The 18752-nt window shown below is 74.0% G+C and carries 19 protein-coding genes; 7 read left to right on the forward strand and 12 right to left on the reverse strand.

Features of this window, described 5'->3' with window-relative positions:
- Entirely contained in the window at positions 1-537 is a 537-nt protein-coding gene (locus ACIA8O_RS11525; protein WP_396293449.1) for a hypothetical protein, read from the forward strand.
- A 28-nt stretch (positions 538-565) separates the two neighbouring features.
- Here the strand turns inward: ACIA8O_RS11525 and ACIA8O_RS11530 are convergent, their stop codons facing one another.
- Complete coding sequence (locus ACIA8O_RS11530) at positions 566-1954, reverse strand: glutamate decarboxylase (RefSeq protein WP_396293450.1); 1389 nt, start codon at positions 1952-1954, stop codon at positions 566-568.
- Between the two features lie 166 nt (positions 1955-2120).
- Between ACIA8O_RS11530 and ACIA8O_RS11535 the strand changes: the two genes are divergently transcribed.
- A complete protein-coding gene (locus tag ACIA8O_RS11535; protein WP_396293451.1) occupies positions 2121-3521 on the forward strand; it encodes a hypothetical protein in 1401 nt (466 codons plus the stop codon).
- Positions 3522-3554: 33 nt separating this feature from the next.
- Here ACIA8O_RS11535 and ACIA8O_RS11540 read toward each other — a convergent pair whose 3' ends face one another.
- Positions 3555-4046, reverse strand: a complete 492-nt coding sequence (locus ACIA8O_RS11540) for an Lrp/AsnC family transcriptional regulator (protein ID WP_396293452.1) — start codon at positions 4044-4046, stop codon at positions 3555-3557.
- A 110-nt stretch (positions 4047-4156) separates the two neighbouring features.
- On the opposite strand from ACIA8O_RS11540, the gene ACIA8O_RS11545 reads away from it, so the two are divergent.
- Positions 4157-5698: a histidine decarboxylase gene (locus tag ACIA8O_RS11545; RefSeq protein WP_396293453.1), complete on the forward strand. Its 1542-nt coding sequence runs from the start codon at positions 4157-4159 to the stop codon at positions 5696-5698.
- Positions 5699-5715: 17 nt separating this feature from the next.
- On the opposite strand, the gene ACIA8O_RS11550 is transcribed toward ACIA8O_RS11545, so the two are convergent.
- Positions 5716-6342 carry an isochorismatase family protein gene (locus ACIA8O_RS11550; RefSeq protein WP_396293454.1) on the reverse strand — a complete coding sequence of 209 codons (627 nt, stop codon included), beginning with the start codon at positions 6340-6342 and terminating at the stop codon, positions 5716-5718.
- A gap of 131 nt (positions 6343-6473) precedes the next feature.
- Positions 6474-7469 (reverse strand): GlxA family transcriptional regulator, encoded by a 996-nt coding sequence (locus tag ACIA8O_RS11555; protein WP_396293455.1) that lies wholly within the window; start codon positions 7467-7469, stop codon positions 6474-6476.
- Positions 7470-7857: 388 nt separating this feature from the next.
- Here ACIA8O_RS11555 and ACIA8O_RS11560 point away from each other — a divergent pair, with 388 nt between their 5' ends.
- Both ACIA8O_RS11560 and ACIA8O_RS11565 read left to right on the forward strand, forming a co-directional pair.
- Positions 7858-8196: an RNHCP domain-containing protein gene (locus ACIA8O_RS11560; protein ID WP_396293605.1), complete on the forward strand. Its 339-nt coding sequence runs from the start codon at positions 7858-7860 to the stop codon at positions 8194-8196.
- A gap of 11 nt (positions 8197-8207) precedes the next feature.
- A complete protein-coding gene (locus ACIA8O_RS11565; RefSeq protein WP_396293456.1) occupies positions 8208-8630 on the forward strand; it encodes an RNHCP domain-containing protein in 423 nt (140 codons plus the stop codon).
- 52 nt (positions 8631-8682) lie between these two features.
- Here the strand turns inward: ACIA8O_RS11565 and ACIA8O_RS11570 are convergent, their stop codons facing one another.
- From ACIA8O_RS11570 to ACIA8O_RS11585, 4 genes are all read right to left on the reverse strand, one after another.
- The gene (locus ACIA8O_RS11570; protein ID WP_396293458.1) at positions 8683-9654 is read right to left on the reverse strand and encodes a hypothetical protein; all 972 of its coding nucleotides are present in this window, start codon (positions 9652-9654) and stop codon (positions 8683-8685) included.
- Entirely contained in the window at positions 9651-9995 is a 345-nt protein-coding gene (locus tag ACIA8O_RS11575) for a PadR family transcriptional regulator (protein WP_396293459.1), read from the reverse strand. The genes ACIA8O_RS11570 and ACIA8O_RS11575 overlap by 4 nt, the downstream gene beginning before the upstream one ends.
- Positions 9996-10101: 106 nt before the next feature.
- A complete protein-coding gene (locus ACIA8O_RS11580) occupies positions 10102-10767 on the reverse strand; it encodes a response regulator (protein WP_396293460.1) in 666 nt (221 codons plus the stop codon).
- Positions 10764-11891, reverse strand: a complete 1128-nt coding sequence (locus ACIA8O_RS11585; RefSeq protein WP_396293461.1) for a sensor histidine kinase — start codon at positions 11889-11891, stop codon at positions 10764-10766. Before ACIA8O_RS11585 ends, ACIA8O_RS11580 begins: the two co-directional genes overlap by 4 nt.
- Positions 11892-12164: 273 nt before the next feature.
- Between ACIA8O_RS11585 and ACIA8O_RS11590 the strand changes: the two genes are divergently transcribed.
- Complete coding sequence (locus ACIA8O_RS11590; RefSeq protein ID WP_396293462.1) at positions 12165-12533, forward strand: DUF6223 family protein; 369 nt, start codon at positions 12165-12167, stop codon at positions 12531-12533.
- A 186-nt stretch (positions 12534-12719) separates the two neighbouring features.
- On the opposite strand, the gene ACIA8O_RS11595 is transcribed toward ACIA8O_RS11590, so the two are convergent.
- The 3 genes from ACIA8O_RS11595 to ACIA8O_RS11605 all read right to left on the reverse strand — a co-directional run bounded on the left by ACIA8O_RS11595 (position 12720) and on the right by ACIA8O_RS11605 (position 14675).
- Entirely contained in the window at positions 12720-13439 is a 720-nt protein-coding gene (locus tag ACIA8O_RS11595) for a peptidoglycan-binding protein (RefSeq protein ID WP_396293463.1), read from the reverse strand.
- Between the two features lie 32 nt (positions 13440-13471).
- Positions 13472-14374 (reverse strand): RICIN domain-containing protein, encoded by a 903-nt coding sequence (locus ACIA8O_RS11600; RefSeq protein WP_396293464.1) that lies wholly within the window; start codon positions 14372-14374, stop codon positions 13472-13474.
- Positions 14375-14549: 175 nt separating this feature from the next.
- Positions 14550-14675, reverse strand: a complete 126-nt coding sequence (locus ACIA8O_RS11605; protein ID WP_396293465.1) for a hypothetical protein — start codon at positions 14673-14675, stop codon at positions 14550-14552.
- Between the two features lie 156 nt (positions 14676-14831).
- On the opposite strand from ACIA8O_RS11605, the gene ACIA8O_RS11610 reads away from it, so the two are divergent.
- Positions 14832-17816, forward strand: a complete 2985-nt coding sequence (locus ACIA8O_RS11610; protein WP_396293466.1) for a BTAD domain-containing putative transcriptional regulator — start codon at positions 14832-14834, stop codon at positions 17814-17816.
- 170 nt (positions 17817-17986) lie between these two features.
- On the opposite strand, the gene lepB is transcribed toward ACIA8O_RS11610, so the two are convergent.
- Complete coding sequence (lepB, locus tag ACIA8O_RS11615; protein WP_396293467.1) at positions 17987-18664, reverse strand: signal peptidase I; 678 nt, start codon at positions 18662-18664, stop codon at positions 17987-17989.
- Between the last annotated feature and the right edge of the window lie 88 nt (positions 18665-18752).

The raw sequence follows: 18752 nt of genomic DNA on the forward strand, positions 1-18752 counted from the left end.
GTGACGGAGACGGCGTTCCTGGGCGAGCAGGTGCGGTGGCACGACCTGGTACGGGTCCGGGTGATCGGGCGGCCGCGGCCGCAGCACCTCCGGGCGGTGGTCCAGGAGGCCTACTCCACGCGGGAGTTCCGGCTGCGGCCGGGGGAGGAGTTCGAGTTCGTCGGGAGGTCGGCCGCCTGGGCGCAGCACGCGCCGGAGCCCGGCGACCACGTGCTGCTCTTCCTCGCCCGGATCGACGGGCGCTGGTACCAGGACCCGGCCGGCAGCGATCTGACGGTGCGGGAGCCCGACGGCACCCGCCTGCGCTACCGGGCCGGCCACGCCGCCGTGACCGGCTCGCGGCAGGTGCCGGCCGCCCTGCGGGAGAGCTGTCGGCCGGACCCGGAGCGGCCCGGGTACGTGACCTTCGACCGGGCCCTGACGGAGGCCCACCTGCGCTCGCTGATCGCCGAGGCGGGGGTGCCGACCGCTCCGTGGGGCCGCCGGAGGCGGTTCGCCGAGGCGGTCGGGCGCCGTTGGCCGGTCCTGAAGCGGTAGCCGGCCGGTCGGGGCCGGCCGGCCGCGGTCAGTGGCGGAAGCCGCTCCGGTCGGCTGAGTCCGGGGCACCCTTGGTCAGCCGGGCCAGGGCGGCGCGGATGTCCCGGGCGAGCAGTTCGACCTCGTCCCGCCCGATGCCGTGGCGGACCAGCACCCGCTGGATCACCGTCTCCTGACGATCCGCCGGGAGCGGGTAGGAGGGAACCTGCCAGCCCCGCATCCGCAGCTGGTCGGAGAGGTCGTAGAGGGTGAAGCCGGCGCCCCCGGGGTCGGTGAGCGTGTACGAGACGGCCGGCAGCGCCCCCGTGCCGTCGTACAGCAGGGTGAACGGCCCCATGGCGGCGATCTCCCCGGCCAGGTGGCGGGCGGTCTCGGCGCAGGCCCGCTGCACCCGGCGGTAGCCGCCCCGGCCCAGCCGCAGGAAGGTGTAGTACTGCGCGACCACCCCGCCGCCCGGGCGGGAGAAGTTGAGCGCGAAGGTCGGCATGTCGCCGCCCAGGTAGGAGACCCGGAAGACCAGCTCCTCCGGGAGGAGTTCGGCCGTGCGCCAGACGGCCCAGCCGACGCCGAGCGGGGCCAGGCCGTACTTGTGCCCGGAGGCGTTGATCGAGGCGACCCGGGGCAGCCGGAAGTCCCAGACCAGCTCCGGGTGCAGGAACGGCGCCACGAAGCCGCCGCTGGCCGCGTCCACGTGCACCGGCACGTCCAGGCCGGTCTCGGCCTGGATCCGGTCCAGCTCGGCGGCGATCTCGGCCACCGGCTCGTAGTCGCAGGTGTACGTGACGCCCATGATCGCCACCACGCCGATGGTGTTCTCGTCGACGTACTCGCGCAGCTGGTGCGGGCGCAGGCCGGTGGCCCCGGGCTCCAGCGGCACCTGGCGCAGCTCCACGTCGAAGTACCGGGCGAACTTCTCCCAGCAGACCTGCACCGGCCCGGCCACCAGGTTCGGCCGGTCGGCCGGCTTCCCCTCCCGGCGGCGGCGCTCCCGCCAGCGCCACTTCAGCGCCAGCCCGCCCAGCATGGCCGCCTCGCTGGAGCCGGTGGTGGAGCAGCCGACGGCGGTGCCGTCGGAGCCGGCCGGGGCGTGCCAGAGATCGCCCAGGATGTTGACGCAGCGCGACTCGATCTCGGCGGTCTGCGGGTACTCGTCCTTGTCGATCATGTTCTTGTCGAGGCACTCGGCCATCAGCCGCCGCACCTCGTCGTCGGTCCAGGTGGTGCAGAAGGTGGCCAGGTTCTGCGCTGCGTTCCCGTCCAGCAGCAGCTCGTTGTGGAGCAGGGCGTAGACCACCTCGGGCCGGGAGTGCTCGGCCGGCATGTGGTGCTTGGGCAGCACGTGCTCGCTCAACGCCGAGGCGAACACGTCCGTGGCCCCGTCGTACGCCCCGTGCTCCCGCACCTCGTGCAGCGCCATCGCTCTCCCTCTCGGTCACAGTCCGCCAGAAACCGACCATAACTGGACATATGACGGTGCGAAACCGCGCGACGCCGTCGGTGATCTCCGCTAGCCTGCCGCTCGCCGTTCGTATGCGGGGGTACACCGGTGCGCCGCCGAACGGCACCGATCGATGGGGGAACACATGCGATCCACCCCGGGCCCGCGGGTCCGCTCCACGCTCGCCGCACTGGGCGCGCTCGTCCTCGGGCTGACCACAGCCGGTCCCGCCGGAGCGGCCGGCGGTGCGCCCGCCGTGCCCACCGACCTGTACTCCGGCTACCGGGCCTGCGCCGCCGACCCGGCTGCGGCCACCTGGGTCAACGCCACCAACGGCGTCCTGCTGATGGGCATCCCGAGCCACCCCGACACGGCCGAACTGCGATACATCGGCGAGGAGTTCGAGTTCTGGCCGGTCGCCGACCCGGCCCGGACCACCACGCTGGTCAGCGGCACGGTGCCGAACGGTCGCGAGGGTGGCGTCACGGTGCAGCGCGAGGCGCTGACGGAGGGGCAGGCCTACGCCTGGCGGGCACGTACCGTGGCGGGCGGGGAGTCCTCCGCCTGGACGGCGCCCTGCCACTTCGTGGTGGACAACACCCGGCCGGCCAGGCCGCCGGTGATCAGCTCCTCGAACTACCCGGCGGACACCTGGTCCCCGGGCGGCCGCCCGATCGAGGTCACGCTCGACCCCGCCGGGGTCGAGGACGTGGGCGGGTACGTGTTCAGCTGGGTCGGCTCGCTCCCCGTGGTGGGCGGAGTCTCGATCGGCGAGCGGGGGATCCCGACCCCGATCGACTCCTACGAGACCTCCACGAGCTACCTGATCCGCGCGGCCGGCCCCGGCCTCCCGACCACCGTGCGCCTGCTCCCGCCCGGGGGCTCGGGGATGATGCGCCTCACCGTGGCCAGCATCGACCGCACCTGGAGCCGCTCGGCCACCACCGCCGAGTACACCTTCTACGCCAACTCGACCGCTCCGCAGATCCGGCAGCTGGTGGCCGAGCCGCAGTGGGGCGAGACGGTTCCGTTCAAGATCACGGCCAACCCGGACCTGCCGCCCGAGGCGCGGGTGACGGAGTACTCGGTGGAGATCTACGACGGCCGCGGCACCCGCAAGGAGACCGTGAAGCCCTCGGCCACCGGCAGCGCCGTGGTGCACCTCCCGCTGAACGGGCAGTACGTCACCCGCCTCTCGGTCTCCAGCACCAGCGCCAACGGCTGGGTGAGCAATCAGAACCAGTGGACCAGCCCGTACACGGACACCACCCCCACGGTGACCTCGCAGGTCTACCCCGAGAACGACTTCGGCGGCGGCGTCGGGGTGACCGGCACCTTCGTCCTCAGCCCGAAGGTGCCCGGTGTGACGAGCTACCGCTGCACCTTCGACGGCCGCCCGCCGGTGACCGTCCCGGCAGCCGCGGACGGCACCGCCCGGCTCGACTGGGCGCCGGAGTACAGCGACCTGCAGGGGCTGGACGTCACCCCCGTGCTGGCGAACGGGCTCGAACTGGCCTCGTACTACTACTCGTTCTGGGTCGCCTGACCGAGGCTTCGGCTCCGGAGGGCTGACGGACGGTCAGCCCTCCGGGGTGAGGTAGTGGCGGCCCGGTATCTGTTCGAAGATCAGGTTGGTGCGGGTCTGGGCCACCGCCGGGTGGGTGGTGAGGTGGTCCACCACGAAGTCGCGCAGGCCCTCGGGGCCCGCGACGCCGACGTGCAGCAGGTAGTCGTCGGAGCCGGCCATGTGGAAGACGGCCAGCACGCCGGGCAGGTCGGGGGCGGTGTTGCGGAAGCTCTCGTTCTGCTCGCGGGTGTGCGCCCGCAGCCGGACGGAGATCATCGCCTGGAGCGGCAGTCCGATCGCGGCGGGGTCGACCTCGGTCCGGAACCCCTTGATGATGCCGCGCTCGCGGAGCGAGCGGACCCGGGCCAGGCAGGTCGAGGGGGCGATCCCGACGGCCTCGGCGAGGGCGTTGTTCGGGGTCCGGGCGTTCTCCACCAGGACCCGCAGGATCGCCTGGTCGAGCTCGTCCACGGGGCCCCGGGCGGGCTGACGATAATTCGGCACGCCCCCCAGGCTCCCCGCCCCGGCCGCCGATCCGCAAGCTCCCGCGACCGGATTCCGAATAATGTTCGGATCGCTTCCATCGGATCATCGGAAAACTCCATCCTGGCCGCATGAGCAGCCCCGCCGTCACCCGGCACCCCGCGACCGGTCCGGACCCCGAGCCGGAGCTCCGCGACTTCGAGATCCCGGCCGCCGGGCTGCCCGACGCGGACCGCCTGCGGGCGCTGGACGCGATGGACGACTACCTGACCCGCAAGCGGCAGCACCTGGTCGGCTACCAGGCGACGCAGTCGCTGGCGGGCAGCGCGCTCGACCTGGCCCGGTTCATGCTGAGCAACATCAACAACCTCGGCGACCCGTTCCAGAGCGGCGGCTACAAGCCCAACACCAAGGTGGTCGAGCGCGCGGTGCTCGACTACTACGCCGGGCTCTGGCGCGCGGGCCGCCCGTACGACCGGGAGGACCCGGACTCGTACTGGGGCTACATGCTCTCGATGGGCTCCACCGAGGGGAACATGTACGCCCTCTGGAACGCCCGGGACTACCTCACCGTCCCCGGTGCGCCGCAGCCGGTCGCGTTCTACTCCGAGGACACCCACTACTCCTTCGCCAAGGCCGTCCGGGTGCTCGGCGTCTCCACCTTCCACGCGGTCGGAGCCGAGCTCTACCCGGACGAGTGCCCGCTCGGCGGCGACTGGCCGACCGAGGTGCCCTCGCTGGCCGGCCCCTCCGGACACTCCTGGGACGGGCCGGGCGCGATGGACCCGCAGGCGCTCGCCGTGCTGGTCGAGTTCTTCGCCGCCAAGGGCCACCCGGTCTTCGTCAACTTCAACCTGGGCAGCACCTTCAAGGGCGCGCACGACGACGTCCGCGCCGCCGGCGAGCTCCTGCTGCCGGTCCTGGAGCGGCACGGTCTGATCGAGCGTCAACTGCCGGACGGCACCGTCCGCCGGGGCTTCTGGATCCACGTGGACGGCGCGCTCGGCGGCGGGTACGCCCCCTTCGTGCGGATGGCGGCGGCCGACCCCGAGACCTACGGCTGGCGGCCCGAGCAGGAGCTGCCGGAGTTCGACTTCGGGCTGCGGCTGCCCACCGCCGCCCACGGTGAGCTGGACCTCGTCTCCTCGATCGCGATGAGCGGCCACAAGTGGGCCGGGGTGCCGTGGCCCTGCGGGGTCTTCATGACCCGCACCAAGTACCAGCTGGAGCCGCCGACCCGGCCCGAGTACATCGGCGCGCCGGACTCCACCTTCGCCGGCTCGCGCAACGGCTTCTCCCCGCTGGTGCTCTGGGACCACCTCTCCCGGCACTCCTACCAGGACCAGGTCGACCGGATCCGGCGCTCCCAGGAGCTGGCCGCGTACCTGGAGCAGCGGCTCGGCGAGCTGGAGCGGGAGCTGGGCACCGAGCTGTGGACGGCGCGCACGCCCGGCGCGGTGACGGTCCGGTTCCGCCAGCCGGGGCCGGAGGCGGTGGCCAAGTGGTCGCTCTCCTCCGAGAGCCTGCTGACCGTCCCCGGTGACCCGTCCTCCCGGCGGGACTACGTGCACGTCTTCCTGATGCCCTCGGTGGACCGGGCCAAGTTGGACGCCCTGCTGGCCGACCTGGCCGAGGACCCGGTCTACCGCGCGGCTGCCACGGCCGCACGGTAGACCGGCACGCCGCCGCCTCAGGCGGGGAGCGCGTCGACGGTCGGCACCACGGTGCCGAACAGGTCGGCGACGGTGGTCAGGGCGGCGGTGTGCAGCGCGGCGGCCGGCACCACCTCGCCGTCCGGGCCGGGCAGCGCCCGGGTCGCGCTGGCCTCGGCGACCACCGTGGGGCGGTAGCCGAGGTTGAACGCGCCCTGGGCGGTGAAGCTGACGCACATGTGGGTCATGAACCCGGCCAGCACCAGGTCCTTGCCGTCCTCCGGGACGACCCCGAGCCCGCGCAGCACCTGCTCCAGCTCGGTGCCGTGGAAGGCGTTCGGCACCTGCTTGACCACCACCGCCTCGCCCGCCGCCGGGGCGACCTCCGGGCTGATCGCACCGATCTCGGCGCGGATGTCGTACGGGGTGCCCTCGCCGCCGTCGTTGACGACGTGGACCACGGGCGTGCCCAGCTCCCGGGCCCGGGCCAGCAGGCGGGCGCCGGCCGCGACGGCCTCCTCGGCGCCGTCGAGCGCCATCACGCCGGAGCGGTAGGTGTTCTGGTAGTCGATCAGGACCAGGACGGACTCGCTCAGGCGGGGCGGGGTGCTGTCCAGGCCGCTGACGTCGCGGAGGGTGGCGGAGGCGGTGGTCGTGGCGGTCATGGGTGATACCTGACTTTCCGTGAGAAAACGGGCATGGTCGGGACGCGCCCGGCGCGGGCCGTGGCGCGGGTCCGGTTCGGCGTGGGTTCGGTTAGGCCTGGTTAGGCCCGGTTCGGTCCGGGCCGGTGGGTCTAGTCGGTGCGGAAGCGGCGGCGGTAGGCCGCCGGGGTGGTGGCCAGCTGGCGGCGGAAGGCGCGGTGCAGGCTCTCCTGGGAGCCGAAGCCGGCCGCCGCGGCGAGCCGCTCCAGTGGCTCGTCGGTGCCCTCCAGCAGGCGGCGGGCCGCCTCCACCCGGGCGGCCTGCACGTAGTCGGCCGGGCTGGTACCGGTCTCCTGCTTGAAGACCCGGGCGAAGTGACGCTCGCTCAGGCACATCCGGCCCGCCAGCGCCGCGGCGGACAGGTCCCCGTCCAGGTGGTCAGCGATCCAGAGCCGCAGCTCGTCGATGTCCCGGCGGGCCGCGGCGGGACGGGAGAGCGGCACCGAGAACTGGCTCTGGCCGCCCTGCCGCTTGAGGTACATCACCAGCTGCCGGGCCACCGCGAGGGCGGTGCCCTCGCCCTGGTCCTCGGCCACCAGGGCCAGCGTGAGGTCCAGGCAGGCGCTGATCCCGGCGCCGGTCCAGATCCGGCCCCGGTCGGTCCGGACGAAGATCGGGTCCGGATCGACCGTCACCGCCGGGTGGTCAGCGGCCAGTTGGGCGGCGGTCGACCAGTGCGTGGTCGCCGTCAGCCCGTCCAGCAGCCCGGCCTCGGCCAGCACGTGCGCGCCGACGCAGACCGAGGCCACCCGCCCGGCCCGGGGCGCGGTCTCCCGCACCCAGGCCACCACCCGGGGATCGTTCGCCGCCACCGGCCCGGCGGCGGTCATCTCGACCGCCCCCGGCACCAGCAGCGTGTCCACCCGGCCCTCGACCTCGTCGAACGTCAGGTCGGTGGCCAGCCTCACCCCCGCGGAGGTCCGCACCTGGCCCGGCTCGGGCCCGGCCAGCTCGACCCGGTACCCGGCCCGGCCCGCGGTCTCCTGGTTGGCCAGCGCGAACACCTCGGCCGGGCCGGTCACGTCGAGCAGGTCGACGTCGGGGAAGACCGCGATCACGACGCGGTGCGGAGTGGACGGAGTGGACATGCCTCCATCCTGGATCCGGTCCCGGATGGCGGCAATGACGATTCCCCGTCAGATCCGGACATCACGTCCGGTGCGGGGCCGGGCCTCCGTCGGCGGGATAAATCGGTGGTGGCGCGGCGGGGGTGGTTGTTAGCGTGGCCGCTCCGTCGGAGACGTCCAGTGGCCACCGCGGCCGGAAGGCAGGGAAGTGTATGACCCGGACTGCGCCGAGTGCGCCTCGCGGTAACGCGTAACTCCCGTTCTCCGCATCCCTCTTGAGGGATGACGTCCGTCGGACGGGGTTTCCCTGTCGAGGCCGCTCGGCCTGCTCTTGCTGTCCAAGAAGTCCTCCCAGCAAGGAGCACCCCGGGTGTCCAACTCCCAGTCCCACTGCACCGTCTCCGGCACCATGAAGACCGCCACCTTCGCCTGTGCCTGGTGCGGCCTCACCGTCACCACCTTCGCGCCCGACGGCGCGCGGCGGAACCACTGCCCGTCCTGCCTGCAGTCCCGGCACGTCCTCGACCAGGTCGAGGGCGGTCCGAGCGGCTGCCACGGCCGGATGACGCCGATCGCCATCGCCGTGCTGCGGACCGGCGAGTGGATGGTCATCCACCGCTGCGTGCGCTGCGACGAGCTGACGTCCAGCCCGGTCCACCCGGACGACAACCAGCTGATCCTGATGCGGACGGCGGTCCGCCCACTGGCCCAACCCCCGTTCCCGCTCGAAGCGTTCGGCGCGCTCTGAGGGGGACGGTCATGCCACGACGCAGCAACGCCGACCGCCGCGGCAACCGCCCGCAGCGCCACAAGGACGTCCTGCACGGTCTCGGCAGCGGGCACCGGGCGCACGACTTCCGGTGCGTCTCCTGCCGCCTGGACGTGTCCCTGGACGCCCCCGGCACCGCCCACCGCAACCACTGCCCCAACTGCCTGGCCAGCCTCCACGTCGACCGCCGGGTCCCCGGCGACCGCGCCTCGGAGTGCCGGGGCCGGATGGAGGCCCTCGGTCTCTCCGTCCGCCCTGACGGGGAGTGGATGATCATCCACCAGTGCCTCTCCTGCGGCGAGTTGAGCGCCAACCGGACGGCGGGCGACGACAACCCGCTGCCCCTGCTCCGCCTCGCCGTCCGCCCGCTGCGCGAGCAGGGGGCGTACGGGCGGGCACCGCTCGACCTCTGAGACGCCGCGGGGCCCGGACCACGGGAAGTGGTCCGGGCCCCGCGGCGGTGGATCAGACCGGGCCGGCCGTCCGCCGTGCCCGCCGGGCCAGGTGGATCGCCAGGGCGAGCACGAGGGCAACGGCGAACGGGGCGAGGGAGACGGCCGCGAGCCGGAGCGCGAGGCGCGGGTTCATGGCCCCGTCCAGGAACAGGAACGGGATGAACAGCAACTGGGGAACGATCCCGAGGGCCACCCCCGCCGAACGGTGCAGGTCCGGCGGGCGGGCGGAGAGCCGGAGCAGCAGCACCACCGCGGTCGCCGTGCAGAGCCAGGCCGGCAGCAGTTCGAGGTACTGCACGTACACGGCGCCGCCGGGCGACAGCACCCCGAAACGGTCCGCCGCCATCAACGGGAACGCGACCCCCAGGGCCAGCCCGGCCACCTCCCACCTGCCGCGCGGGCTCCCGTCCACCAGCGTGCTCGGGGCGAGGGCGAGCACCAGACCGCCGAGCGCCGCCCCCACCGCCTCGCCGAGCATGAACATCTGGTGCGATCCGACCAGCAGGGGAGTGGAGGCACCGGCCAGTGCCCCGAGCACGCCGAAGATCCGCGCCGCCCGCCACCGGCCCAGTACCGAGAACACCAGGGCGAGCAGCCACGGCAGGGTGGGCACCGCCGACGCGATCCCCTGGACCAGGGCCGGGCGGAGGCCGTAGACCGGGTGCGGGTTCCGGAACCGCTCGACCAGTTCGGGAAGGGTGGGCAGCAGCAGGTGGAGGGCGTAGCCGGCGGCGACCGCCACCACCACGGGTGCCGCACCCGCCAGCACCCGCCCGGCCGGGTCGGTGGGGCCGATCCGCAGCCGCAGCCGGAGCGCGTGTTTGGCCAGGTCCCGCCGCTCGCGGAGCACCTGGCGCCGGGTCAGCCCCTCGGCGGTTTCGGCGAACACGGCCTCGATGTCCGCGCCGTGGGCCGCCCGGTAGGCGGCGGGGTAGAGCCCCATCAGCAGGCGCCCGGCCCGCGGGGCCGCGAACTCGCTCATGCGCCCGCTCCGTTCGGCCGCAGCCGCACCGCGAGGCGCCGCTCGGTCTCGGCCACGGACCGCCGCAGCCGCCCGGCCTCCTCGACCAGCACGTCCTGCCCCTGCCCGGTGAGCGCGAAGGTCCGGCGCATCCGTCCGCCGACCACCTCCTCGCGCTCCACCTCGATCAGGCCCTGCTGGAGCAGCCGGTCGAGCGCGGTGTACAGCGTCCCGGTGCTGAGCCTGGTCCGCCCGTCGGAGATGGCCAGCACTTCCTGGATGATCGCGTAGCCGTGCCTCGGGGCATCGGCCAGCGCGGTGAGCACCAGTCTCGTGGGCTCCTGGAGTTGACGATCCGTCATGGCGGCGAGCATAGGTTCAACTTCGCCATATGTCGATGGTTTACCTATGAGCCCGCGCGTCCGCCCGCGCGTCCACCTGCCCGCCCGCCTGCCCGCCCGCCGGATGTCAGGGGCCGCCGCCGGGGACGACCAGCCCGGATTCGTAGGCCAGCACCACGAGTTGGGCCCGGTCGCGGGCGTGGAGCTTGGTCATGGCCCGGTTGACGTGGGTCTTCGCGGTCATCGGACTGATCACCATGCGGTCGGCGATCTGGTCGTTGGACAGGCCCCGTGCGACCAGTGCGACGGCCTCGCGTTCGCGGCCGGTCAGCTCGTCCAGCCCCCTGGCGGCACCGGGGCCGAGCGGCTGGGCGACGTACCGGTCGATCAGCCGGCGGGTGATCGAGGGCGCGAGCAGCGCGTCGCCGCGCGCGGCCACCCGCACCGCGTGCAGGAAGTCGTCCGGGACGACGTCCTTGACGAGGAACCCCGCGGCGCCGGCCCGCAGCGCCTCGAAGACGTACTCGTCCAGGCCGTAGTTGGTCAGGATGACGACGTGCACCCCGGCGAGCGCCGGGTCGGCGGCGATCCGACGGGTCGCCTCGATGCCGTCCACCCCGGGCATCTGGACGTCGACGAGCGCGATGTCGGGCAGGTGCCTCCTGGCGAGCTCCAGTGCCTCCTCCCCGTCGGCGGCCTCGGCCACCACCTCGATGTCGTCCTCCAGGTCGAGGAGGGCCCGGAAGCCGCTGCGGATGAGCGGCTGGTCGTCGACCAGCAGGACCCGGATCACGCGGCACCGTCCACGGGGAGTTCGGCCTGGACGGTGAACCCGCCCTCGACGCGCGGCTCGGCGCGCAGCCGGCCGCCGAGCGCGGCGACGCGCTCCTGCATGCCGAGCAGCCCGACCCCGGGCGCCGGGGTGCTGCCGGGGGCGGCCCTGCCGTCGTCGTCGATGCGGAGCGCGAGGACGCCGGGCCGGTGGTCGATCCGGACCGAGGCCCTGGTGGCGGCGGCGTGCCGGACGACGTTGGTCAGCGACTCCTGGACGATCCGGTAGGCGGTCCGGCCCACGGTGGCCGGTACGTCGTGCTGCTGACCCTCGATGGTCAGCGTGGTCTCCAGGCCGGTCCGGCCGGCCCGCTCCACCAGTTCCGCGACGTGGCCGAGCCCGCGCGGCGGTGCCGTGCCGTCGTCGCGCAGCGCCTCCAGGGTCGCGCGCAGCTCCCGGCTCGCCTCGCGCCCGGCCTCCTGGATCGCCAGCAGCGCTTCCGGCACCTCCTCGCCGCGCCGGCGGGCCACGTGGACGGCGACCTCCGACTGCAGCTTGATGACCGAGATCTGGTGGGTGAGCGAGTCGTGCAACTCCCGGGCGATGTGCAGCCGTTCCTCGTCCGCGCGGCGCCGTGCGGTCTCCTCGCGGGTGCGTTCGGCCTCGTCCGCCCGCCGCTCGGCCTGCCGCACCGCCTCCCCCGCGGCCGCGGCCGCGATCAGCCAGGCGATCTCCAGGGTGGAGCGGGCCCGGACCGAGGTCTCGCCCACCGGCCCGTCGTGGACGGCCAGCGCCGTGAGCTGCAGGACCACCAGCAGGACGACGGACGCCACCGCCGCGAGGGTGCGACGCCCGGCCCGCACCACGCCGTACACCGCGACCAGGTACGCGACGGTGAGCACGTCGAACCCGGCCGCCTGGTAGCCCACCGCGCACAGCCCCGTGGCTGCCAGGACGGCCACCGGAGCCCTGCGGCGCGCGGCCAACGCCAGCCCGCCGGCCGCCAGCAGCACCTGGCCGAGCAGCTCCGCCCCCGTACCGGCGTGCCGCCCGGACCACCCGCTGCCCAGCATCAGGGCCGCCACGCCCAGGGCGACCGCCCAGTCCTCGACCCCCGCCGTGACGCCGAACCGTCGTCTGCTCATGCGCGCACCCTAACGAGGCGTCAGCCGCGGGCGGATCCGGCCCGTGGACGAGTTCGCGCCTACCGCGCCCGCGGTAGGCGCGGGGTTCCTACCGCGCCCGCGGTAGCCGGCTGCGCCCGCGGCGGCACCGCGGAGTTCCTCCTCCCGCGGGACGACCGGAGGCCGGTGGGGCGGACAGGATCGGCAGCGTCCGTCAGCACGAGCCGTACCGGTCGCAACGGCCTTGGCAGCCATGCCGGTTGTACCGGTCGCACGAGGAGAAGGAGAACCCCCATGTCCGTCCGTCAACTGTCCGCCGCCTCCGTGGCCGCGCAGGCCCCGGTCCAGCAGCTCGCCGACGCCTACGGCCTGACCGCCGGGCGGCTCGTGGGCACCGCGGGCGCGCTGGTGGCACTGGCCGGCGTGCTCGTCGGCATCCTGGCCCTGGCCCACACCCGCCGGTCCGGCGGCGACGGCAGGCGGGGCGCCCAGGCCGCCCTGGTGGCCGGCCTGGTCGGCGTGGTCACCGGCGCGGTGACCCTGGCCGTCGCCGACGGAGGCCCCGGCACCGGCAACGGCGTGGTCGGCGCCGGGGCCGGCCTGGTCCTCGGCCTGGTCTCCGCCGCCCTCGGCCGCCCCGCTCTCACCCGCCGCGCCGGCTGACCCCGCCGTGCCGGCTGATCCCGCAGACGTCGGCTGACCCCGCAGACGTCGGCTGACCCCGCCGATGCGAGGACCTCGGCCACGAACGCGCCGGGGTCCTCGCATCGGCGGGGCCACCGCACCGGGTCCACGGGCCGCGGTACGAACCACCGCGGCCGTCAGGGCCGGACGGAGCACCACCGGGTGTCACGCCATCAGGTGGCCCCAGGTGACCGGGCCGACCACGCCGTCCACCTCGATCGAGCGGTCCTCCTGGAAGGAGCAGACCCCTTGCTCGGTGGCGTCCCCGAAGTCCCCGTCGGCGCCCCAGGGTTCGAGCAGCTCGCCGTATCCGTGGTGGATCAGCGCCTGCTGGACGGTGACCACCGGGCCGCCCGTGGAGCCGTTGCGGATCAGCTGCCCCGGGTAGCCGTCGGCGGCCCGGGCGGCGGAGGTGGAGGAGGAGCCGTACGGCGGCCGGCCGAAGCCGAGCACGCTGCCCCGGGGGCGGCTACGGCGGTAGCAGCCGTCCCCGTTGCTCTGCGAACCGCCGTCCCCGGGGCTGGTGTTGCCCTCGACGGTGGTCAGCCGGTGGCCCGGCGCGCTGTCCTCGACGACCAGGCCGACATGGTCGGCCACGCCGTCCTCGTCCCAGTCGTAGAAGACGACGTCACCGCGCCGGGCGGCGGAGTCGGCGTCCACCCACTGGCCCCGGTCCCGGAAGAACTCCACGTGGTCCGGGCAGTAGGCGAAGCGGCCGACGGCCTCGGCGTTGCCGCTCCGGTCGGCCCAGTACGACACTGCCATGTCGCACCAGGGGTTGTGGTTGAGGCCGTACCAGGCCCCGTGCTTGCTGTCGTTGCCCGCGCCCTCCTGGTAGCCCAGGTCGGCGGTGGCGGCCGCGATCATCGCGTCGGCGGTTCCCATGAGCACATCCCTTCCTACGTGGTGACGACGGGTCAGAGCGGGCGGGCGAAGACCATCGACCAGTAGGAGATGCCGTTGCCCCCGACGGTGCGGGAGGCGCCGGCGTTGCGGAAGTCACCGCGCAGGATCTCCTCGTGCGGCGGGTGGTCGATCCAGCCCTGGACCATCGACTCCGGGGTCGTCCACTGCCCGGGCGCGCCACCGGCCACCTCACCGAGGCCGCCCCAGCGGTAACCGGCCCGGGTGAACGCGCCGCCGAGATCGACCCAGTGGCCCTGCTGCCCCCGCCGGGCCTGCTCCTGGCTGCTGGCCACCGCCGCGGGGGTGAGCCGGCCGTCGTGCTGGACCGGGCCGAGGCCCCGCCGGGCGCGGTAGGCGTTGACCAGGGCGATCACCCGGCCCTCGTCGCCACCGCCACCGCCACCGCCCGACGGCTGCTGCGGCTGCTGGCTCTGGCCGCCGCCCGAGCCGCCCGGGCTGCCCGCACCGCCGACCGGCACCAGCTGCCAGCGCTGCCCGCTGCCGCCCTGGTCCAGGGCCCAGACCCCGAGCGCGCTGCCCACCTGGTCCGCCGTCAGATAGCCGCCGTCGCCCCGGGCGGTGCGCAGCCGGACCCAGCCGTCGCCGGCGTCCTCGACGTACCAGCGCTGGTTGTCCTGGCCGTGCTCCTGGTAGAGGTGGGTGTTGAAGGCGTTGAAGTTGTGGTCCATCACCATGGCCTGGCCCGGGGCGTGGGTGCCCTTGGTGAGGCCGGTCTCCAGCAGCCAGGTGCCGTTCTCCTTGGCCCAGAAGACCCAGGTCTGGGCCTTCGTCCCGTTCGGCTGCCAGGCCTGGATCCGGGTGCAGGGCGCGGTGCTGGAGGAGCTGACGTCCGCCACCGTGCCGCTGGCGGACTTGAGGACGTAGACCTGGCCGTTCTGCGGGAGCACTGTCATGGGGTCGGTGCCTTTCGTGCGTGCTTGCCGTCTGACATGACGGAGTCTCGCCGCGGCCGATCTACGCGCGTTCTCCATGGCGTACACAAGTTCTTGACGCCGGCTCAACGGCCCGGGAAACACGAGAGACCGGCCGCGCACAGGGCACGGCCGGTCTCTCGTGGGCGGAGCGGGATCAGCTCTTGGGGCGCTTCTCCCCCTCTGCGATGATGGTGTGCAGCGGACGCACCTCGTACCGGAACCGCGGCTGCTCCTTCTCCTGCTCGGCGGGCTCGGGGCGGCTCTGCTCGGTCTCGCTCATGGCGCTGGCCTTTCTGGTGGGCGTCGGACGACGGCTCATTGTGCGGACCGCGAATCAACGAACGATCAACGCCGAATGCCGGACCAGGGGCTGGCTCGGGCGTGCCGCACCGGAGGTCGGGGACCGGAAGCGGTGCAGTGAACACGGGGGAACCACATGACCGACTTCGACCTGTCCGGACACCTGCCCGGACACCGGCTCGACTTCCGACTGCTCGGCCCGCTGCACGGCCGGCTCGACGGCCGCGAACTGGACCTCGGCCCGCCCCAGCAGCGCGCCCTGCTCGCCGTACTGCTGCTGCGGCCCGGCCGGCCGGTCGGCAGCGACGAACTGGCCGAGGCGATCTGGGGCGAGGACCCTCCGCAGCGCGCGCTGGGGATGCTCCGCCAGTACGCCTGGCGCCTGCGCACCGTACTGGAGCCGGACCGGCCGGCCCGGGGCGCGGGCACCGTACTGGTCTCGGTCGCCGACGGGTACGCGCTGCGGATCGAGCCCCCGCAGGTCGACGCGCACCGCTTCGAGGAGGACCTGGCCACGGCCGCCCGGGCCGCCGCGGACGGCGACCGGGAGGCGACCCGCACCCGGCTCGCCGCCGCGCTCGCCCACTGGACCGGCACGCCGTTGGCCGGGCTGCCCGGACCGTACGCCGAGCGGCAGCGCGACCGGCTGACGGAGCTTCGGCTGGGTGCGCAGGAGGACCTGCTGGACTGCCTGCTGGAGACCGGCCGGTCCACCGAGGCGCTGGCCGAACTGCAGACCCTCACCGCCCTGCACCCGCTGCGCGAACGCCCGCGGGCCCAGCTGATGCTGGCGCTCTACCGCAGCGGGCGGCAGGCCGAGGCGCTCGGCGTCTACGCCGAGACCCGGCGGCTGCTCACCGCGGAGCTCGGCGTCGAACCGGGCGCCGCGCTGTCCGACCTGCAGGCCCGCATCCTGGCCGCCGACCCGGGCCTGGACGTTCCATCCCCGACTGTCCCGGTCCCGGCCCGTCCCGCCGACCGTACGCCGCGCCAACTCACCGCGGACGTGGCCGACTTCACCGGACGGGCGGATACCGTCGAGCAGCTCGCGGCCGGGCTGCGGCCGGGCCCCGGCGGCGCACTCGCGGTGTGCACCGTCTCCGGCCCCGGCGGGGTGGGCAAGACCGCGCTGGCCGTGCACGTCGCACACCGGGTCCGGGCCGAGTTCCCGGACGGGCAGCTCTACGTCGACCTGCGCGGCGCCGGCCCCGCGCCCGCCGAACCCGGCACGGTGCTCGCCCGGTTCCTGCAGACCCTCGGGCTGCCCGAGAGCGCCGTCCCCGAGGACCTGGAGCAGCGTGCCGCGCACTACCGCTCGCTGCTGGCCGAGCGGCGGGCCCTGGTGGTGCTCGACAACGCCCACGACACCGCCCAGATCCGCCCCTTGCTCCCCGGGGGCGGCGGCTGCGCCGTGCTGGTCACCAGCCGGGCCCGGACCATCCTGCTGCCCGGTGCCCGGCAGTTCGAGCTGGACGTGCTGACCGAGGACGAGGCGCTCGCCCTGCTCACCGCCGTGATCGGCCCCCAACGGGTGGCCGCCGAACCGGCCGCCGCCCGTGAACTGGTCGCCGTCTGCGGCCGGTTGCCGCTCGCCGTCCGGATCGTGGCCAGGCGGCTGGCCGGCCGGCCCGGGCGACCACTGGCCGACCTGCTGGCCCGGCTGCGCGACCAGCACCGACGGCTGGACGAACTACGGGTCGGCGACCTGGCCGTCGAGGCCACCCTGCACCTCGGCTACTCCGCCCTCCGCCCCGAACCCGCCCGCGCCTTCCGGCTGTTGGCCTTCGGCGACCTGCCCGACCTGCCAGTGGACGTGGCCGCCGCACTGCTCGGCACCGACCGGGACGGCGCCGAGCACCTCGCCGAGACCCTGGTGGACGCCGGCCTGCTGGACCCGTACCGCGCCGACAGCTACCGCTACCACGACCTGCTCCGGCTGTACGCCCAGCGACTGCGCGAGCGCACCGACCCGGTGGCCGACCAACAGGACGCCGTACGAAGGCTGTTGGACCATCTGCTGGCCAGCACCGCGAACGTCTCGCACCTGATCGAACCCGGTCACGCACTGCACCGCAGCCTGCACCCGACCGAGGCCCCGGGCAGCACGCCCGCCGACGAGAGCGCCGCCCGCCAGTGGCTGCGCGACCGGCACACCCTGCTCGCCGCCACCGTCGAACACGCCCTGCGGGAACTGCCCGGCGCGGCGCGACCCGCCGTCGACCTGCTGCTGCTCTGGTTCGGCCTGGCCGAAGGGCCGGCCCACCGAGGGGAGTTCCAGCGGCTGATCTCACTCGCGACGGACACCGCCCGGGAGCAGCACAGCCCCGGCGCGGAGGCCCGGGCCCGCTACCTGTCCGGGGTCCTGCACTACCTGACCAACGCGTACGCACCCGCCGAGCAGCAGCTCACCCGCAGCCTGGCCCTGGCCGAACAGGCCGACGACCACGTCGCACGGCACCTGGCGGCGAACGCGCTCGGCGTGCTGCACTTCTCCACCGCCCGGCCCGAGCGGGCGCTCGAACTCCTCCTACTGGCAAAGGAGTTGGCCGAACTCTTCGGCGACCGGGGCAGCGCCGGGCTGGTGCTCTCCACGATCTCCCGGGTGTACGTCGCACTCGGCAGCCCGGAGCAGGCGGTGGCCGCGGCCGAGGGGGCGGTGCAGGCCGCCCGGGCCGTGGCCAACAGCTCCGGCGTCGCCCGGGTGCTCTACCAGTACGGCTGCGTCCTGCGCCGCACCGGACAACCCGAGCCGGCCACCACCCAACTCACCGAAGCACTCGACCACTTCAGGTCCCACCGACACCGCGACTGGGAAGGCCTCACCCTGGCCCGGCTCGCCGAGTGCCACCTCGACCGGGCCCACCGACCCGAGGCCACCCACCTCGCCGAACAGGCCCTGACCATCGCCACCGAACTCACCAAGCCCTACGCCCAGGCCCTCGCCCACACCGTCCTGGGCCAGTCCCTCCCCTCAGCCACCCACCTCCGCACGGCCCTCACCCTCTTCGACCAGCTCGGCTCCCCGGAAGCCGCCGCCGTCCGCACCCTGCTCGCCGACCAGGCCGAGGCGGCGCCGGCCGACAGGCCGTCGGACGCGAGTACGCGCACGGGGATGTCGTAGCCGGACACCAAGCCTCGGCATGTCCGTCCACCCGGACGGTGAGCGGCAGGTCGTCACCAGTGCCTCAGTCGGAGGGAGTTGAGGCTTCCAGCCGGCTGCCGCCCCGGGCCCGGACCGCAACAGCGGTCCGGGCCCGGGGACGGCGAGGACACGTCGTGAGGAGGCTGGTCCTACCAGGCCTTCGCGCGGTGGCGCCAGGGGAGCCGGGCGGTGGTCCAGGCCGCCCAGCCACGCACGGTCGGCCATGCCGCGACCAGTCCGAGGAGACCCCCGACGACGATTCCGGCGAAACCGGCCAGGTAAACGGGGAACCGGCTCGCCCCGGCGGGTCCCGACAGGGAGCCCCAGTCCTGGAACGGCCAGGCGATTGCGACCAGTTGCCCCTGCACGCTGCTCACGGGCAGGGTTCCACCGCCGGCCTCCTTGAGGTGGGACCGCGAGTCGACCGAGATGCTGCGGGCATCGCCGAGGACGAAGATCCGCCCGGTTGGCACCTGCACGGTGAAGTCTCCGAAGGCCGCGGTGTCGCCGTGTGCGTACGGTTCGTCGACGGTCCGGCCGTTGACGCCGAGTCGACCCTGGGCGTCGCAGCAGCTGACCGTGTCGCCGGCCACCGCAACGACCCGGACGGTGTACGTCAGTCCTGCCGTGTCGCCGGCCCAGTCGCCGCTCCGGACGACGACGACGTCTCCGCGTCGGATGCCCTTCCCGCCGTCGGCCTCGGTGTCCAGGACGGTTTCGTTCCACGCCTTGGCCGTTGGTGACATGGCGATGGTGCCCACCCGGTGGAACTCGTAGCGGTGGGCCCACAGGAGTGCGCCGATCGAGACCAGGAGTGCGCCCGCCACGGCCGTGAAGATCCGCCAGTACCGGTACTCGGTCCTCGATTTCGGCGGATGGGTCCGGTCCGCGGAGAACATCCCGCCTTCGGCTGCC

The sequence above is a fragment of the Kitasatospora sp. NPDC051853 genome (genome assembly GCF_044452665.1).
GTDB lineage: Bacteria > Actinomycetota > Actinomycetes > Streptomycetales > Streptomycetaceae > Kitasatospora.

Coding starts and splice junctions, on each gene's coding strand:
- ACIA8O_RS11530 (WP_396293450.1), bottom strand. CDS start 1,954: ATGGCGCTGCACGAGGTGCGGGAGCACGGGGCGTACGACGGGGCCACG.
- ACIA8O_RS11535 (WP_396293451.1), top strand. CDS start 2,121: ATGCGATCCACCCCGGGCCCGCGGGTCCGCTCCACGCTCGCCGCACTG.
- ACIA8O_RS11545 (WP_396293453.1), top strand. CDS start 4,157: ATGAGCAGCCCCGCCGTCACCCGGCACCCCGCGACCGGTCCGGACCCC.
- ACIA8O_RS11550 (WP_396293454.1), bottom strand. CDS start 6,342: ATGACCGCCACGACCACCGCCTCCGCCACCCTCCGCGACGTCAGCGGC.
- ACIA8O_RS11555 (WP_396293455.1), bottom strand. CDS start 7,469: ATGTCCACTCCGTCCACTCCGCACCGCGTCGTGATCGCGGTCTTCCCC.
- ACIA8O_RS11560 (WP_396293605.1), top strand. CDS start 7,858: ATGAAGACCGCCACCTTCGCCTGTGCCTGGTGCGGCCTCACCGTCACC.
- ACIA8O_RS11565 (WP_396293456.1), top strand. CDS start 8,208: ATGCCACGACGCAGCAACGCCGACCGCCGCGGCAACCGCCCGCAGCGC.
- ACIA8O_RS11570 (WP_396293458.1), bottom strand. CDS start 9,654: ATGAGCGAGTTCGCGGCCCCGCGGGCCGGGCGCCTGCTGATGGGGCTC.
- ACIA8O_RS11575 (WP_396293459.1), bottom strand. CDS start 9,995: ATGACGGATCGTCAACTCCAGGAGCCCACGAGACTGGTGCTCACCGCG.
- ACIA8O_RS11585 (WP_396293461.1), bottom strand. CDS start 11,891: ATGAGCAGACGACGGTTCGGCGTCACGGCGGGGGTCGAGGACTGGGCG.
- ACIA8O_RS11590 (WP_396293462.1), top strand. CDS start 12,165: ATGTCCGTCCGTCAACTGTCCGCCGCCTCCGTGGCCGCGCAGGCCCCG.
- ACIA8O_RS11595 (WP_396293463.1), bottom strand. CDS start 13,439: ATGGGAACCGCCGACGCGATGATCGCGGCCGCCACCGCCGACCTGGGC.
- ACIA8O_RS11600 (WP_396293464.1), bottom strand. CDS start 14,374: ATGACAGTGCTCCCGCAGAACGGCCAGGTCTACGTCCTCAAGTCCGCC.
- ACIA8O_RS11605 (WP_396293465.1), bottom strand. CDS start 14,675: ATGAGCGAGACCGAGCAGAGCCGCCCCGAGCCCGCCGAGCAGGAGAAG.
- ACIA8O_RS11610 (WP_396293466.1), top strand. CDS start 14,832: ATGACCGACTTCGACCTGTCCGGACACCTGCCCGGACACCGGCTCGAC.